The sequence below is a fragment of the Solibacillus cecembensis genome (assembly GCF_050272495.1).
Classification (GTDB): Bacteria; Bacillota; Bacilli; order Bacillales_A; family Planococcaceae; genus Solibacillus; species Solibacillus cecembensis.
Map to the genome: position 1 here is coordinate 91,542 of NZ_JBNNMF010000005.1, position 16,363 is coordinate 107,904.

General features: G+C 36.6%; 12 protein-coding genes and 1 other annotated feature. Of the genes, 4 read left to right on the forward strand and 8 right to left on the reverse strand.

All coding sequences use genetic code 11. From position 1 onward, the window contains the following. Positions 1-135: 135 nt before the first annotated feature. From ACQKIH_RS06225 to ezrA, 4 genes are all read right to left on the reverse strand, one after another. Entirely contained in the window at positions 136-342 is a 207-nt protein-coding gene (locus ACQKIH_RS06225; protein ID WP_057989275.1) for an alpha/beta-type small acid-soluble spore protein, read from the reverse strand. Positions 343-455: 113 nt separating this feature from the next. Further along, positions 456-1,667, reverse strand: coding sequence for a tRNA uracil 4-sulfurtransferase ThiI (gene thiI / locus ACQKIH_RS06230; protein ID WP_057989274.1), 1,212 nt, complete (start codon positions 1,665-1,667; stop codon positions 456-458). Continuing rightward, entirely contained in the window at positions 1,664-2,812 is a 1,149-nt protein-coding gene (locus ACQKIH_RS06235; protein WP_427764182.1) for a cysteine desulfurase family protein, read from the reverse strand. Before ACQKIH_RS06235 ends, thiI begins: the two co-directional genes overlap by 4 nt. 202 nt (positions 2,813-3,014) lie before the next feature. Further along, positions 3,015-4,721 carry a septation ring formation regulator EzrA gene (gene ezrA / locus ACQKIH_RS06240; protein ID WP_427764185.1) on the reverse strand — a complete coding sequence of 569 codons (1,707 nt, stop codon included), beginning with the start codon at positions 4,719-4,721 and terminating at the stop codon, positions 3,015-3,017. Positions 4,722-4,862: 141 nt separating this feature from the next. Here ezrA and hisJ point away from each other — a divergent pair, with 141 nt between their 5' ends. Together hisJ and ACQKIH_RS06250 are read left to right on the forward strand one after the other, a co-directional pair. Further along, positions 4,863-5,666, forward strand: a complete 804-nt coding sequence (gene hisJ, locus ACQKIH_RS06245; protein ID WP_427764188.1) for a histidinol-phosphatase HisJ — start codon at positions 4,863-4,865, stop codon at positions 5,664-5,666. A gap of 13 nt (positions 5,667-5,679) precedes the next feature. After that, complete coding sequence (locus ACQKIH_RS06250; RefSeq protein WP_057989265.1) at positions 5,680-6,159, forward strand: GAF domain-containing protein; 480 nt, start codon at positions 5,680-5,682, stop codon at positions 6,157-6,159. A 75-nt stretch (positions 6,160-6,234) separates the two neighbouring features. Here ACQKIH_RS06250 and ACQKIH_RS06255 read toward each other — a convergent pair whose 3' ends face one another. Next, positions 6,235-7,995, reverse strand: coding sequence for a sensor domain-containing diguanylate cyclase (locus ACQKIH_RS06255; RefSeq protein ID WP_427764190.1), 1,761 nt, complete (start codon positions 7,993-7,995; stop codon positions 6,235-6,237). A gap of 582 nt (positions 7,996-8,577) precedes the next feature. Between ACQKIH_RS06255 and rpsD the strand changes: the two genes are divergently transcribed. Then, positions 8,578-9,180 (forward strand): 30S ribosomal protein S4, encoded by a 603-nt coding sequence (gene rpsD / locus ACQKIH_RS06260; RefSeq protein ID WP_057989263.1) that lies wholly within the window; start codon positions 8,578-8,580, stop codon positions 9,178-9,180. 138 nt (positions 9,181-9,318) lie between these two features. Here the strand turns inward: rpsD and ACQKIH_RS06265 are convergent, their stop codons facing one another. The 3 genes from ACQKIH_RS06265 to tyrS form a co-directional block, all read right to left on the reverse strand. Next, a complete protein-coding gene (locus ACQKIH_RS06265) occupies positions 9,319-9,939 on the reverse strand; it encodes a YIP1 family protein (RefSeq protein WP_236706902.1) in 621 nt (206 codons plus the stop codon). Positions 9,940-10,036: 97 nt separating this feature from the next. Then, positions 10,037-11,206, reverse strand: a complete 1,170-nt coding sequence (locus ACQKIH_RS06270) for a PstS family phosphate ABC transporter substrate-binding protein (RefSeq protein WP_427764194.1) — start codon at positions 11,204-11,206, stop codon at positions 10,037-10,039. A gap of 220 nt (positions 11,207-11,426) precedes the next feature. Then, on the reverse strand, positions 11,427-12,695 hold the full coding sequence (gene tyrS, locus ACQKIH_RS06275; RefSeq protein WP_057989259.1) for a tyrosine--tRNA ligase: 1,269 nt from the start codon (positions 12,693-12,695) through the stop codon (positions 11,427-11,429). 72 nt (positions 12,696-12,767) lie between these two features. Next, positions 12,768-12,974 (reverse strand) — a binding site (T-box leader). A gap of 251 nt (positions 12,975-13,225) precedes the next feature. Here tyrS and ACQKIH_RS06280 point away from each other — a divergent pair. After that, entirely contained in the window at positions 13,226-16,087 is a 2,862-nt protein-coding gene (locus ACQKIH_RS06280; RefSeq protein WP_427764197.1) for a transglycosylase domain-containing protein, read from the forward strand. The last annotated feature ends 276 nt before the right edge of the window (positions 16,088-16,363 follow it).

Sequence of the window (16,363 nt, forward strand, 5' to 3'; positions counted from 1 at the left end):
TTTCGGCATATTACCAAAAATATTCTATGGGCTATTCTTTTTTTAGTCAATCGAATAATTTACACCTATTTGAAACAAAATAAAAAAAGAACTGCAACTCATTAAAGAGTTGCAGCTTTCTTTTTTAAAGATTTGTTATTGTTTACCTTTAAGTTGTTGTTCAGCCATTTGTACTAAGCGTTTTGTAATTTCGCCACCAACTGAACCGTTTGCACGTGATGAAGCTTCTGCACCTAATTGTACGCCAAACTCTTGAGCAATTTCATATTTCATTTGGTCAAGTGCTTGTTTTGCACCAGGTACGTTTAATTTGTTTGAACTACCGTTGTTGTTGTTTGTCATGTCTCTCTCACCTCCTTGTGACATTAGAATGTGCAGGATGAGAAAAAACATACGTCAACAATAATAGGTAATATGTTCTTGTATTAGGTAAGTACTATCAATTACGTAAAATTCTATAATAAATCCGCGAATTTATCTTCTTTTACTTCCTTTTGTGGGAAAATGTATGTTTCACGGTTCTTAACTGCACGTTCAATTAGCTCATCAAATTGCGTAAAGCTTTCAAAATGCTGCACTTTATCAAGTCTTGGCTTTGTTTTTGGACTTGCTGGCGTGAATACAGTACAGCAATCTTCAAATGGTTGAATCGATGTCTCATATGTGCCAATTTCCATTGCAATTTTAATGATATCTAATTTATCTGCCGAAATTAATGGACGTAAAATCGGTGTGCTCGTTACATCATTAATAGCAGTTAAGCTTTCAAGTGTTTGTGAAGCTACTTGTCCTAAGCTTTCTCCTGTAACAATACCAAGCGCGCCAACTTCTTCACGCACTTTATCTGCCACCATCATCATCATGCGTCGCGTCGAAGTCATCGACATATTATCTGGAACATTATCTTTGACTGCTACTTGTAATTCAGTAAATGGAATAACGTGAAGACGCACATTGGCACCGAATTTTGTTAATCCATTTGCTAATTCTTTTACTTTTTGTAGCGCATTATCACTTGTGTATGGCGGGCTAAAGAAATGAATCGCATCAAGGCGAACGCCGCGCTTCATCATTAAATAACCAGCAACTGGGCTATCAATACCGCCTGACAACATTAAAAGTGATTTCCCATTCGAACCAACTGGCATGCCACCAGCGCCTTGAATTACTTGTGCCATCATATAAATCGCATCATCACGCACCTCAATACGCAATGCAACATCTGGTTTTTTAACTTGCACTGTAAAATTCGAAAACTGAGGTAAAATCGTTGCGCCCATTTCACGTTGTAATTCATGTGTATTTAACGGGAATGTTTTATCTGTACGATGCACTTCTACTTTAAATGTAATATCACCTGCGTCACGGTAATCTTCTAAAATTTCTATCGCCAGTTCCTTCATTTCATCTAAATCTTTTCCACATGAAGCGACTGGGCTAAACGATTGAATACCAAATACATGCGGCAATCTTTCCATTAACACTTTTGATTTCTCATCATTTTCAATCTCGATAAACATGCGATCACGTTCCGCACGAATTTTTAATGGCATAATATCATTAAATGAATAACGAACATTATCACGTAATCGATTGATAAAATCCTTTTTATTGCGCCCTTTTGTAGATAATTCGCCATAGCGAACTAAAATTTCTTTAAATTTCATCGTTCATTAGCTCCTTTTAGCTCTTTCATTATTGCTGTAAATACTTCTTTAAATGCTTGTATTTCTTCATCTGTTGTAAAAGCACCAAAACTTAATCTTAAAACACCATTTTTAAACTGACTGTCGACGTTTAATGCTTCCACCACATGGCTCGTTTTCGTCTGTTTCGATGAGCAAGCACTTGAAGTCGATATAATAATGTTTCGTTTTTGCAATGCGTTAATTAATATTTCACCTTTTAAACCGCGTACACTGAATGATAAAATATGCGCTGCTCCATTTTTTGGTGAGAGGACAAATACATCCGTTCCAAATTGGGCAAAATACGCGTGTAAATTAGCAGACCATTTTTTATATTTTTCAAGCTGAAGCGGTAGTGCTTCTATTGCTAAACGAGCTGCCTTAGCAAATGCAACTGCCTGAGGAACAGCTACTGTACCGCTTCTTAATCCAAATTCTTGGCCGCCTCCGACAAGAAGTGGCTCAAGCATTGGTTTTTTACGGAAAGCGATGACCCCTGAACCTTTTAATGCATGAATTTTATGACCAGAGAGAGATAAAATATCAGGACCTGCCTCATCATTAAATGCAATAGATAGTTTACCAAAGCTTTGAATGGCATCTACATGAAACATTGCTCGACTGTTTTCATGGATAATTGTTGCCGCTTCTGCAATCGGTTGAATCGCGCCCATTTCATTATTTACATGCATGATACTGACTAAGATTGTCTCTTTACGTAATTTTTCTTGCAGTTCATCTAATGAAATAACACCGTTTTTATCCGGTTTTAAATAATCAATTTCATAGCCTTCCGATTCTAAACGTTTAGCAGCTTCTAAAATGGACGGATGCTCTATTTCAGTCGTAATAATATGTTTCCCTCTGAAATTCCCTTTTTTCGCCACCCCATAAAATGCAAAATTATTGGACTCTGTTCCACCCGCTGTAAAGAGCACATGATTGGCTTCAGTTTTTAATAATTGGGCAATTTGTTCGCGCGCTTTTACGAGTAACGTATTCGCTTCGACTCCTGCAATATGGATGGACGCAGGGTTCGCATAATACAATTCATTGACTTGCATAAATGTAGTAAGCACTTCTTTATACGGCCTTGTTGTGGCGCTGTTATCTAAATAAATCATGACTATTTACCTTCTTTTTCATTTACGTTTTTTCCGCCTAAAAAAATACGACTCCCGCAAAAATTTTACGTGGAATCCTTTCTGTTTACGGAGTTTTTACTTCATTTCACTAAGAAAACCACCTGCACAAATTATGCAAGGTGGCCTTCATTTTTTGCTTTATAATTATAACGCGTAACGGCTGAACATGTAACCGTTATGCTTATGATTTTATAAGTAATTCCTCTTGAACAAGCTCGCCAATTCGTTTAATTGCGCTTGGATCAATCATCTCTACTGCTTTTGCCGCATCCTCTAATGCTTTTACATAGCGGAATTGTGTAAATGCTTCCTCCGCTTCCAATAAACGCTCATGTACTTGTCCATTGGTAGCACGATAACGATTGCCAAATTGAATAAGTCGTTCAATAATCATCACATTTTCAATCATTTCTTGCGCGCGATCATTTACTTCTTCAATGCATTGCTTAGCACTTAATAAATTTTGGTTTACTTGTACAATATTTAGCGGTACTTCTTGCAAACTTTGCATCACAACAAAAATCTTCTCTTCTGCCTCTTCAATACGTGCATCCATTTCACTAGGAATTCCTGGAATGTTTGCACGATTTATCATGCGATCAGTATTTTGTAATAAACGCTTTAAACCCTCTAAATCGGCACGCGCTTGATTTTCATCGATACGTAAATTTTTCAGGTTATTTGAGAAGCTTTCTTGCTCATCCGCAATTCGCTCAATTTCTTCAGTAATTTCTCGAAGCTCTTCTTGCAAGCTAGAATAGGCGGATTGTTCCTCTTGCACACGAATCGACAATAATTCGTATCGCTTTTGTAAAACTTCTAAATGCTTTAAACCCGCTCTCGGAATTTCAGCTTCCCTATCTTGCAATCGATAACTATGTTGAACATAGGCAGCCTCATCACTGATTTCTTTTGTTAAACGCATCACTTCTGAAATCGTACTATACATAGCAGAACAATGACGATCTACATAATTCCTTGCAAGTACTTCTTTTTCCAGTAGGTCATAAAAATTATCAATCTCATCATTAATTTCTTGGATACGTGGTGCAACTGTTTGTAAATTTAATTCAGCAATTGCCGTTTTTAATGTATCTAATTCTTTTTCAAGATTATCTAAATACTGTGTTAACTCTAAGTGGCGTAAATAATAATTTTGCTCTTCCATCTCGCGTTGTCCGTTACGCAACTCATGAATCGCAGTTGGGATTTTCGCTTGAATATCCGTCAGTAATGTAGGAACTTCACTTAATAAACTAAAAATATTTTGCGCTTCACTGTTAAGTTGCAAAACGATTTCACGCGCTTGTAAATAATTACCATCTTTCGTTAATACATCAAATTCTTCAAATTTCGGTGTGAAATCTTCAATTTTTTTCTCTAGTTGTTGCAACGCAGGTCCAAATGAATGCTGATGAGCTAAAATCGTTTTTCGTGCAGAACGGTAATATTCCTTCAGTTGTTCCATTTCGATACGATTTTTTTCTTCACTGCCTATTAATTCATCGAGCTCCGTAATAATTTCAACGCGCACTTGCTCACATTTTGTAATCTCTTGTTCGATTTCGCGCTCAATATGTGTCGCTTTTTTAAATTTAAAGCGATCGATATACTCTTCGGCATCAAAAAGCATTTCGTCTAACTTTGTCACTTGAACGTCCACAACATCTAACCAGCGATTACGCCAGTTTTCAAAAAGTTCTTCGGTTTGTCCATTCATATTTAAAGCCTTTACTTTCGCAAGCTCCTCAAATATCGGATAATGCTGAATTTGCATCTTCTCTTTTTCTAATCGTCCTATTTCTGCATTATGCTTGCGCCTTACTACTAATCCTGTAATTAATAATGCTAATAGTATGACGACGACAATGATGATATACTTTATCATTGTAAGCCCCCTACTCCAAATTTAAATCAATAAAATGGCTATATACGTATCTTTAATAATACCATGTTTTCATAGTTTTGTTGAACTATTTCACTGTTTTTTCTAACTTCTTAAAACCTAGTACAAAAGGAGGGCATTTGAATGAAAAGAGACGGCCACATCCATACACCATTTTGTCCACACGGTTCTTCTGATCCATTCGAATTATATATTGAAAAAGCAATTGCTAATGGCTTTGAAGAAATCACATTTACAGAACATGCACCACTACCGGCAAGCTTTGTCGACCTTACACCTGAGCAAGACAGTGGGATGAATACGGCGCAATTACATAATTATTTTGAACAGCTACAGCGCCTAAAAGAAACCTATAAAGCACAAATTAAAATTAATATCGGTTTAGAAATTGATTATATTGTCGGATATGAAACAGAAACGCGCCAATTTTTGAATGAATTCGGGACATTTCTCGACGATGCCATTTTGTCGGTCCACTTTTTAAAACATGGCGACAATTATTATTGCATCGATTTCTCTGAAGAAGTTTACTTATACTTCGCCAAGCAAGTTGGGGGCATTCAAGCTATGTATAATCAATATTATCAAACCGTACAAATGTCTATCCAAGCAGATTTAGGTCCATTTAAGCCAAAAAGGATTGGCCACCCTACATTGATCCATAAATTCCAATTGGCACATGCGCTCCAAATCGATGACAAAACTCAAATCGAAGCATTGTTCATTCAAATGGTAGAAAACGGTTATGAACTCGATTTAAATAGTGCTGGTTTAAGTAAACCATTATGTAAAGAACCTTATCCACCATTGGACTTCGTTGCATTCGCACAAGTAATCAAGCTACCTATTGTTTTTGGCTCTGATGCTCATACTGCAAATGACTTACATCAACATTACAATGAAATTTCTCAAAAATTTAATTTATAAATGGAGGCTTATTATGTTTTCTCGCATTAATTATGAAGGTCCGCTTGCCGAGCAATATGCAACACTGTCTCGACAATTACACACGTTATTAGATGGTGAACAAGACCGTATTGCAAATTTAAGTAATGCATCCGCAGTTTTAAATCAATTTTTAGACCGTATCAACTGGGTCGGTTTCTATATAATGAACGACGGCGAGCTTGTGCTTGGACCATTCCAAGGTTTACCTGCCTGCGTACGTATCCCTGTTGGACGTGGCGTATGTGGTTCGGCTGTTGAACAAAAACACACATTGCTTGTTGATGATGTTCATGCATTTCCTGGTCATATCGCTTGTGATGCAGCATCTAAATCAGAAATTGTCATTCCATTAATTAAAAATAATACAGTGATTGGCGTGTTAGATATTGACAGCCCCATTGAAGCGCGATTTTCAAAAGAGGATCAATTAGGGCTTGAGCAATTCGTACAAACACTTATCAGACATTTGTAACCCCCTCCAGTAATGCTTTTGCTCGGAAATAAAAAAGGAGACTTGTCCGTTAGTTTAAACGAATAAGTCTCTTTTTTATAGTTGTAACTGCATCGAATCTTCAAATACACGAACATTATTTTTCCCGCTATTTTTTGCACTATAAAGCGCAACATCGGCCTGTTGAAAAAATTGTTGGAATTGAGGACGATTTTCTTTCCTCCACGCCATCATTCCCGCAGAAATAGTCACAGTTGGACTCGTCACTTTTGGTACGACTTCAACAATTTTCTTTGAGAGTATCAATGCTTCACTTTCTAGTATATTCGGAATATAAATCGACAGCTCTTCTCCACCCCAACGCGAACAAATTCCCCTCGTTCCGATAAAGTTTAAAATTTCTGAACTAATTTGCACGAGAACATCATCTCCAACTTGATGGCCATGCGTATCATTAACCTTTTTAAAATTATCAATATCAACTAATAAGAACATTCCTGAATCATCTTGTTCTAATGAATTTACGATATATTTATCTGAATAATTACGTGTAAAAAGTTTTGTTAAATGATCGCGATCCACCATTTCCTGCAATTGATCTCTTAAAATGGAATTAGAAATGGCTAATGATGAGTGATGAATGAGTGACTGCATTAATTTAAAGCTATCAAATGAAAAGAAATAAGGTTCTTTGTGAAGGACAATACTAAACCCACTAATTTTTTCTTCCACAATCATCGGAATCGCCATTAACGATTTATACTCGATATCCACTTCAAGCAAACGACTAAAATCGGCAATAAAGAGAGGGTCCTGCGTATTTTCAAAATGTTTCTCTACATGCTGAATATAATTACTCCCTTCTATCGATTGGAACAAAGGTGTACACGCATTTGATACTTCATAAGAATCTTCCTCTTTAAATAGGAAACCCATTTCCATAGGTTGGAATGATTTAATTAACTGTTTCTGTAAAAACGTGAGCATTTCATTAATGTTCAGCTTCATATTTAAACGATGTGACGTTTCATTAATTAATTGTAAATCACTTATTAAGCGATGTGATTGATGATACAGTTTTGCATTTTCAAGAGAGTTCCCTGACGCTTGTGCTAACATGCTAATAAATTCTTTTTGTGCATCGGAGAAAGTATATGTCAGAGGTGCTTTCACTTGCAGTATACCGTATATTGCTTGGCGTCCTTTAATAGGCGCATTCAGCAAGCGACAATTCAAATCCTCTGCTTTTTCTTCCTTCAATTCACCTGAGACAAACGCTTCTACTGTAGCTGGCCTTTCCGATAAATAATCGAATGGCTTAATACGAACTCGTGTTTGTCGGTCCTGATCATTTGATAAAATAAGTTCTACTTCTAAATCTTGAAAATTTTCTTCAATTGTTACGAGCACATTTTCTAAAATAATATCGATATCCATTGTAGAATGGAATAAATCCGTCATATTATATAATTTACGATATTGTTGCTCATTCACTTGCATCTCAAAGGTTTGATATAAATACTTAAAAACGGAAGCAAGTTCCGTTACTGTTTCATTTGTATGATTAAAACATAAACATTCCGGATGCTCGTGATTGCATTTAAACAATAAGATTCCTTCTGGTTTACTTTCTGCCAATTGTATGAGCATCATGGAAGTATAATCAGTAAATGGACTCTTTTCTTTAAAAAAAGCAGGCAATTCAACGACTTTACTATCATTAAAATAAGCCTCAAATAAATTTAAAGCTAAAGGCAATTTGAAATTTTGTTCTATATGTTCTTTTTGTAATGGTTTTAAAATTTCACCTTCTATTATGAAAAGAAAGCACTCTTCTACACCAAAAAATTTAGTCAAGCATTTATTAAGTAATGAGAAGTAATCTTCAAAATTATTCAAATCCTTGTTTGAATTAATACAAAGACTCAGGATATCAGATTTAAATTTTTCTATCATCTTTTGATGCACTATCATTAAATCACCTTTTTCTTTCACATTTACCGAATCAGATACTATTTCACTTAATTCCAAGTATACACTTTTCGTGTCTATTTGACTATAAAAATATGGCTTTTTTTTCTAATTTATTGGACATTTTTCACAACTTATTTAAAATTAAATTATTCCAGCATAACTTATAGGTCATTTTAACCAAAGAAAGTTCTACTATATTTATATGCTTATATTTTCTTTGCTATACTTCTTCATTGACTAAAATTATAATAAAAGTTACAATACTACTTGTGTAAAATGAATGCAGTAGTTGTATGACTTAATTGTTTGTATTTTATTCCTTCTATTTTTAAAATAGGATGGTGTATTGCGTAACCCTCTCGGCTGCATGGGCGAAGATACGTGAAAATAGAATACCATTTTTGTTGGGTACAGCTGGTTTTTTCTTTTACAACAAAAACCAAATTTAAAGGAGGAGACAAAATTATGTCTCGTTATACAGGTCCATCTTGGAAACTTTCTCGTCGTCTTGGTATTTCATTAAGCGGAACAGGTAAAGAAATCGCTAAACGCCCTTACGCACCAGGTCAACACGGTCCAAACTCTCGCACTAAGAAATCAGAGTATGGTCTACAATTAACTGAAAAACAAAAATTACGTCATATGTACGGTATGACTGAACGTCAATTCAAAAACGTTTACCTTAAAGCTGGTAAATTACAAGGTCTACACGGTGAAAACTTCATGATCTTATTAGAAACTCGCCTTGACAACTTAGTTTACCGTTTAGGTTTAGCTCGTACTCGTCGTGCAGCTCGCCAATTAGTTAACCACGGTCACGTATTAGTAAATGGTAGTCGCGTTGACATCCCATCTTACTCAGTAAAACCTGGTCAAACTATTTCATTACGTGAAAAATCAGCTAACTTAACAGTTATCGCTGAAGCAATCGAAGTAAACAACTTCGTACCTGAGTACGTATCATTTGATGCTGACTCTAAAGTTGGTACATTTGTACGTTTACCAGAGCGTTCTGAATTATCTGCTGAAATCAACGAACAACTTATCGTAGAGTTCTACTCTCGTTAATCGTTTCGAGATTCAAACAAAACTCTCAAACCTTGTTTATCAAGTGTTTGGGAGTTTTTTTATTTAAATTACTTGAGCTATGAAAAAAACAGCCACCCCATTGTAAATATGAAGTGACTGTTTTTTAAATTCATTTCACTATAAAATTTTTGTAAACACTAAAATCACACATAGAACAATGAGGACAACAATTGATGCAAAAAAAGCACGCCATTTCGTAATTTTATGTACTTCAGAAATACCGATAATCATTATTACATATGTCCAAATACTTGCGATGATAATAAAAACACCACCAACGAATTGTAAAATCATATCACCTAAACTCATTTCGATATACGTAATGACGAAAAAGGATTGCGGTGCAAATTGCATCCAAAATAATAGCAGTGGTAAAATCCAAATATACGGAATCATCGTGATACTAATAACACGGAACATTTGCTTAAAGTTACCTTGACCACCTAATATTTTCGCGGACACTAGTAATACACCAGCTACAATGAAAGTCGATAAAAAATACAGTAAAAAACTCGACATAAACGAAGCCGAAACGATATCGCCTAATGTATTTTGCCCGTAAAATGACGTCCCTAAAAAGCCCATTATATTGCTACTAAACATCCCGATTAGCCCGACAAAAATAAAGTACGGTAAATTTTTTGTTTTTAATACATACTGAATCGTATCGCGCGGTTTAACCGCAATACTCAAAATAGTATGCCGATCATCAACTTGATGCATTTGTTGCTCAACCAAAATAGAACCTCCTAAAAATAATAATACAAAATCTATTATACTGGTATTTTTAAAGGGATTCAAAGTTATCGAACGGTCAAAAGGTATTTCGTTCATTTTACTCGTATTCAGTCACAGGGACATATCCCGCTTGCTCAACTAATCTTTGACCTTCTTCTGATAAAATCCAGTCAATAAATGCTTGAACATGCGCTGCCTCATTACCCATCGTTACGATATAAAAATCCGAAGTAATTGGATACGTATTTGCGCGTATTGTTTCTTTCGTAGGTGCGACACCATCAATTTCCAATAATTTAATCTCTTTACTCCGTACCATTTCATTCGAATAGTAGCGGAAAGTATAACCAATGGCATTTTTATAGTTTTTGTATTTTGATACTTCATTAATTATCCCTCCCATGCCCGAAGCGATATTTTCAGTAGGAGCTTCCACAATCGGTTTCTCACCCATTAGCCTTTGTAAAGCTGTTTGTGATCCACTATCTTGTGGTCTTTGAAAAGCACGTATGTCATCATTTTTGCCTCCAACTTGAGACCAATTCGTAAGTTCTCCTGCATAAATACCTTTAATTTGATCCAACGTTAAATTATCAATATTGTTCTTTGCGTTTACAAAAAACACGAAGGCTTCTTTTCCAATTGGTGTTAGCTTAAGCTTCATACCTTTTTCCTGTGAACGTTGTAACTGCTTCTCTGAAGGACCTGCTACAAAAATCATATCTACGTTTCCTTCTAGCAAATTTGTATACGCATCAGGTGTTTGATTGACCATCACTTCACTTGAATACGGATTATACATTTTTTCAGGATATACCGCTTGAACAAAAGCCGCATATAACGGATACAATACCGTTGCACCATCCATTTTCGGTAACGGTTCTTGTAATTTTAACGATGCATCTTCCGACAGTTTTTCAACTTGATTCCCTTCGATAAATGGCTCGTATTGATAAATATTCACTTCGGCATCTACCGTTGGGATTCGGTTATCAAACCAGTGATAAATTGGTTGTATTGCAGTAATGGCCAACACACCTAGCGCGAACGTCCAAAAAAATTTTGCGGCTTTCTTTCTAGTGAAAAACTCAAAATTATGCAATACATACGCAATATAAAGCACAGCTGCCAGCGCAATTATAAATGGGATATAATGAATCGAACCGCTAAATGCAGCAATGAATACGATTATGAATGTTAAAAAACTGCCCGCTATCAATCCGATAATCGCATTAACAATTGGTATAAAATATGATTTCTTTTCCATTCTTCACCCTCCTTGTTAATAACCCCTACTTTAACAAAAATATCCTTTTTTAACATATAAAATAAAACGCCCCAGAGTAATTTCTGAGACGTTACTATTGTATGAATATCAATTACGCCTCGGCGGAATTGTGTCCAGATTTTTTTCGAGCTCGCTTGAAAAACTTCCCTTAAAAATCTGTGACATCCGCTGGGGCTTAACTTGATTCTGCTGAATCAAGTTATACGAATTTCACCATATGGTATTTTTTCTTACCGCGGCGGATAATTGCAAAAGCATCTTCTAAACGATCTTTGCCATCCACAACATATTCTAAATCCGTCACTTTTTCACCGTTAATACTAATCGCACCATTTGTTACATCTTCACGTGCTTGACGCTTTGATGATGAAATGCTCGCTTCCACGATTAATTCTACGATGTTTTGATCGGCTTTTGCTACTTCAACAGAAGGGATACCCGCAAAAGCAACTTTCATTTCATCAACAGATAATGCTTTTAAATCGCCTGAGAACAATGCTTTTGTAATACGCTCTGCTGCTTCTAAGCCCGCTTCTCCGTGAATTAAACGTGTCATTTCTTCTGCTAATGCTTTTTGTGCTTTACGTAAATGCGGCTCATCTTGCACACTTACTGCTAAGCTATCGATTTCTTCATGCGATAAGAATGTGAAGATTTTCAAGTATTTCACTACATCTGCATCGGCTGCATTAATCCAAAATTGGTAAAACTCATAAGGTGATGTTTTTTCAGCATCTAACCAAACCGCGCCACCCGCTGTTTTACCGAATTTTGTACCATCTGATTTTGTTACTAAAGGAATTGTAATACCGAAAGCTTTCGCCTGCTCATCATGTGTTTTACGAATCATTTCTAAGCCAGTCGTAATATTCCCCCACTGGTCAGAACCACCTACTTGAATGCGAACATTGTGGTGATCGTATAAATGATTGAAGTCAATCCCTTGAATTAATGTGTACGCAAATTCCGTAAATGAAATACCTGAATCAAGACGTGATGCTACTGTATCTTTATTTAAAATGTAGTTGACGTTAATTAGCTTTCCGTAATCACGTAGGAAATCAATTAATGACAATGGACCAACCCAGTCATGGTTATTTACAAGTTTCGCTGCGTTTTCAGAACCCGAAGTAAAATCAAATAAACGCTCCATTTGTTTCTTTAAGCCTTGAACGTTTTGATCGATTTGCTCCATCGTTTGTAATTGACGCTCTTCTGAACGGCCAGATGGATCTCCAACTGTTCCTGTTGCTCCACCTACTAATAAAACAGGTGTATGCCCTGCTTGTTGGAAACGGCGTAATGTCAATAATGGAACAATATGACCGATATGCATCGAATCAGCCGTTGGATCTACCCCAACATATAACGACACTTTTTGCTCGTTTAATAATTTTTCCATACCTTCTGCATCTGTTTGTTGGTATAATAACCCGCGCCATTGTAAGTCTTGAATTAATTCGTTCATAAAAATCTCTCCTTTTACATGTGTTTTTTTGCATGTAAGGGCATGAAAAAACGTCCCTACACGCAAACTGCATGCAGGGACGTCAAATATGTATTATTTAACGCGGTACCACCCGGCTTGAAGGAAAAAACTTCCTTCCACTTTAAGCGTTTATATCGAAACGACCCGTTCAAACTCTGAGCACGTACTTCATGAATACACTGTGTCTAGCTTTCACCAACCGCTAGCTCTCTAAATCAGGGAATGGATTCATTACTGCAAACTCTTCATTGTTTGAAATTTTATATACCTTATTCTACTCAATATCCTTGCGATGTCAATAACTATATTCGTTCAAGTAACAAATATGCTATAATCAATTACACCTAGGCTCACTTTCGTTCAGCTTTTTAACCTAAGCTAATTTAGGTTGTTAGACTCAATAAAATTAGCTCTTTTCAAAAACTGTGACATTCGCCAGGCGTTCCTCTATTCAGTAAATACGTTCTTACTTGAATAAAGATAAACATGATTTTAGGAGGTTAGATCAAGTGAAAGAATGGCTCGAACAATTAAATAAAAAAATAGAGCATCTTACTTCTTCAAAATGGATGCGTCATTTCCGTATCGCAGGGGGTGTTTTTTGGAACCTCACTCTTTTAACGTTTATATTCCTATCTGCCTCAGCCATTTTTATGGTGAGCGTTGGAGCTGGTTATTTTGCATCGCTCGTTAAGGAGGAGCCACTCCGTTCAAAAGAAGAAATGCGCGAAGAAATATTTAGCTATGAAGAAACCAGTGAGCTTTATTTCGCAAATGATATTTACATCGGAAAAATTCGTACTGATTTAGACCGCCGTGAAACATCACTTGCCAAAATATCACCGAATGTTATTAATGCCGTCCTTGCAACGGAGGACGAATATTTCCGGGAGCATAACGGAATTGTACCAAAAGCAGTTATTCGTGGTCTGTTACAGGACGTATCGAACTCCTCCACACAAACAGGTGGTTCAACGTTAACACAGCAATTAATTAAAAACCAAATATTAACAAACGAAGTATCTTACGAGCGTAAAGCAAAAGAAATTTTACTTGCATTACGTTTAGAATATTTCATGACAAAGGAAGAAATTTTAGAGGCTTACTTAAATATTATTCCTTATGGTCGAAATGCATCTGGTCGGAATATCGCTGGGATTGAAACAGCGGCACAAGGGATTTTCGGCGTTTCTGCTGCTGAATTATCACTGCCACAAGCTGCTTATATTGCCGGGATTCCACAAGCTCCTTTTAAATATACGCCTTTCACAAATAAAGGTGAGCGTAAAAGTAAGGAAGGGATGCAGCACGGCATTGACCGAATGAGTACTGTTTTGTATCGCATGAATGAAGCGGGATACATTACGAAAAACGAGTATGATAATGCAGTTGCTTACGATATTACGCAAGATTTTAGAGCGTATGAAGAACGTCCAGAAGATAAATACCCGTGGTTAACAGCTGAGCTAGAGGAACGCGCTAAAGAAATTTTCGCTAAGATCATCGCTGAAAAAGACGGGATTGACCCTGCACGACTAAAAGAAGAAAAAAATCTTCTAGATAAATACATGATTTTAGCTGACCGCACGATTCGTTCAGGTGGTTATCGTATTTACTCAACAATTAATCAAGATATGTATGATGCCATGCAGCAAGTAACAGATGAATTTAAATTATATGGCCATACGTATAAGAAGAAAGAAAAAGATCCTGAAACTGGTGAAGAGGTTGAAGTAGATGTACCGGTGCAAACGGGAAGTATGGTCATTGAAAATAAGACGGGCAAAATTTTAAGCTTTGTTGGTGGACGTGACCATAAATTAGAACAGTTAAATCATGCGACAAAAGCATATCGTTCAAATGGTTCTACGATGAAGCCACTACTTGCGTATGCACCCGCTTTAGAATACGGTGTGATCGGTGCAGGTAGCCCTGTCGTTGATGTGAAATTTTCACGTATCTATGGTAATGAGAAGTATGAACCAGTCAACTACAATCCAACTCAAGAGCTTGGGATTATTCCAGCTCGCCAAGCTGTTAAAACATCTCAAAACTTAGCAGTGCTTCGTTTATATGATTCGATTTTAGATCGACGCCCTGCAACATTTTTAGAGAAAATGGGCTTTTCTAGATTAACTGAAGGCGATTTTGTCAATCTTTCTACTTCAATTGGTGGGATTACGCACGGGGCTTCCATTGAAGAAAATACGAATGCCTTTGCAACATTTGCAAATAATGGCCAATTTATCGATGGCTATATGATTGAACGCATTGAAGATTTAGATGGCAATATTGTTTTTGAACAGAAAACAGAGGCAGTAGACGTATTCTCTGAAGAAACAGCTTATATGATGACAGACATGCTGCGCGACGTTTTAAAAGATGGCGGGACAGCAAAAAAAGCGAAGAGCTTATTAAACTTCTCATCTGATTTTGCAGCTAAAACAGGGACAACCCAAGACCATAAAGATGTTTGGTTAGTTGGTTATAATCCAAATGTTACGCTCGGTGTTTGGTTAGGTTATGACCAGCCGCGTACTTTATATGCTTTCAATAATACGTACCAACATCCAAGTGCCCGTGTCAACACGCTATGGGCCAAATATATGAATAGCTTATACAAAGTAGATTCAGAATTAATTGGAACAAAAGAGACATTTAAAAAACCAGAAAATGTCGTTTCCGCTTCATTTTGCGGAATTTCCGGCTTAGCCCCATCCACTTCTTGTGCCAATGCAGGGCTTGTTATGTCCGACTTATTTAATAAAAATATGTTTTTACCATCGCAACCTGATGATAGTTTTATATCTGCTTCTTCGGTTGTCATAAATGGGAAGTCTTATGCAGCACTTGCAAAAACACCACCAGAGTTCGTTGGAAAAGGTGGCTTTGGTTTAAACCAAGCAGTAGCTGATCGCATGTTAGGTAAATTAGGTGGAGATGCGTCGAAACTATTACCGAATCGAGCGGGTAATTCAATCGTTTCCGGTTCAACATTCCTAGCTGATAGTGTCTCTCCAAGCCCTGTCTCGGCAACATTGAACAATGGCGTATTATCTTGGACGAATTCTGGTTCAAATGATATCGTTGGCTATCGTGTATATAGCATGACAAGTGGTGGACGAGCATTCGTGGCTTCACTCAAATCTTCTGAAAGTAACAGCATTAAAACTACACCAGGTGTACGTTATGTCGTTGTAGCAGTAGATATTACAGGGTTTGAATCGAGTCATTCAAATGAAGTTAGCGAAATGATCGAACTCCCTCCAGATCCTATAGAAGATACGAATCCAGGTGACATGATTGAGGTTGATATCATACCATCAGAACCAGGCATCGAAGAACCTGTTGATGATTCTGTTACGAACTAGCTTATACTGTATGTGAGTTAAGACAGGTTTATCCTATTAATAAAAAATCATCATTTTAGGCATCTACCTAAAATGATGATTTTTTAATTTGTTTCAGCAGAAGTTCTCCACTTCTTTTAGAAGGGGTGGAATGAAAAATATACACTGACTTCAATCTGGGTTTAAACACATGCTGAATCAAATTAAAGCCCCGGCGGATGTTACAGATTTTTTAAGGGAGCTTTTCGAGCGCGCTCGAAAAAAATCTGAACTCAATTACGCCAAGGAGTAATTGAT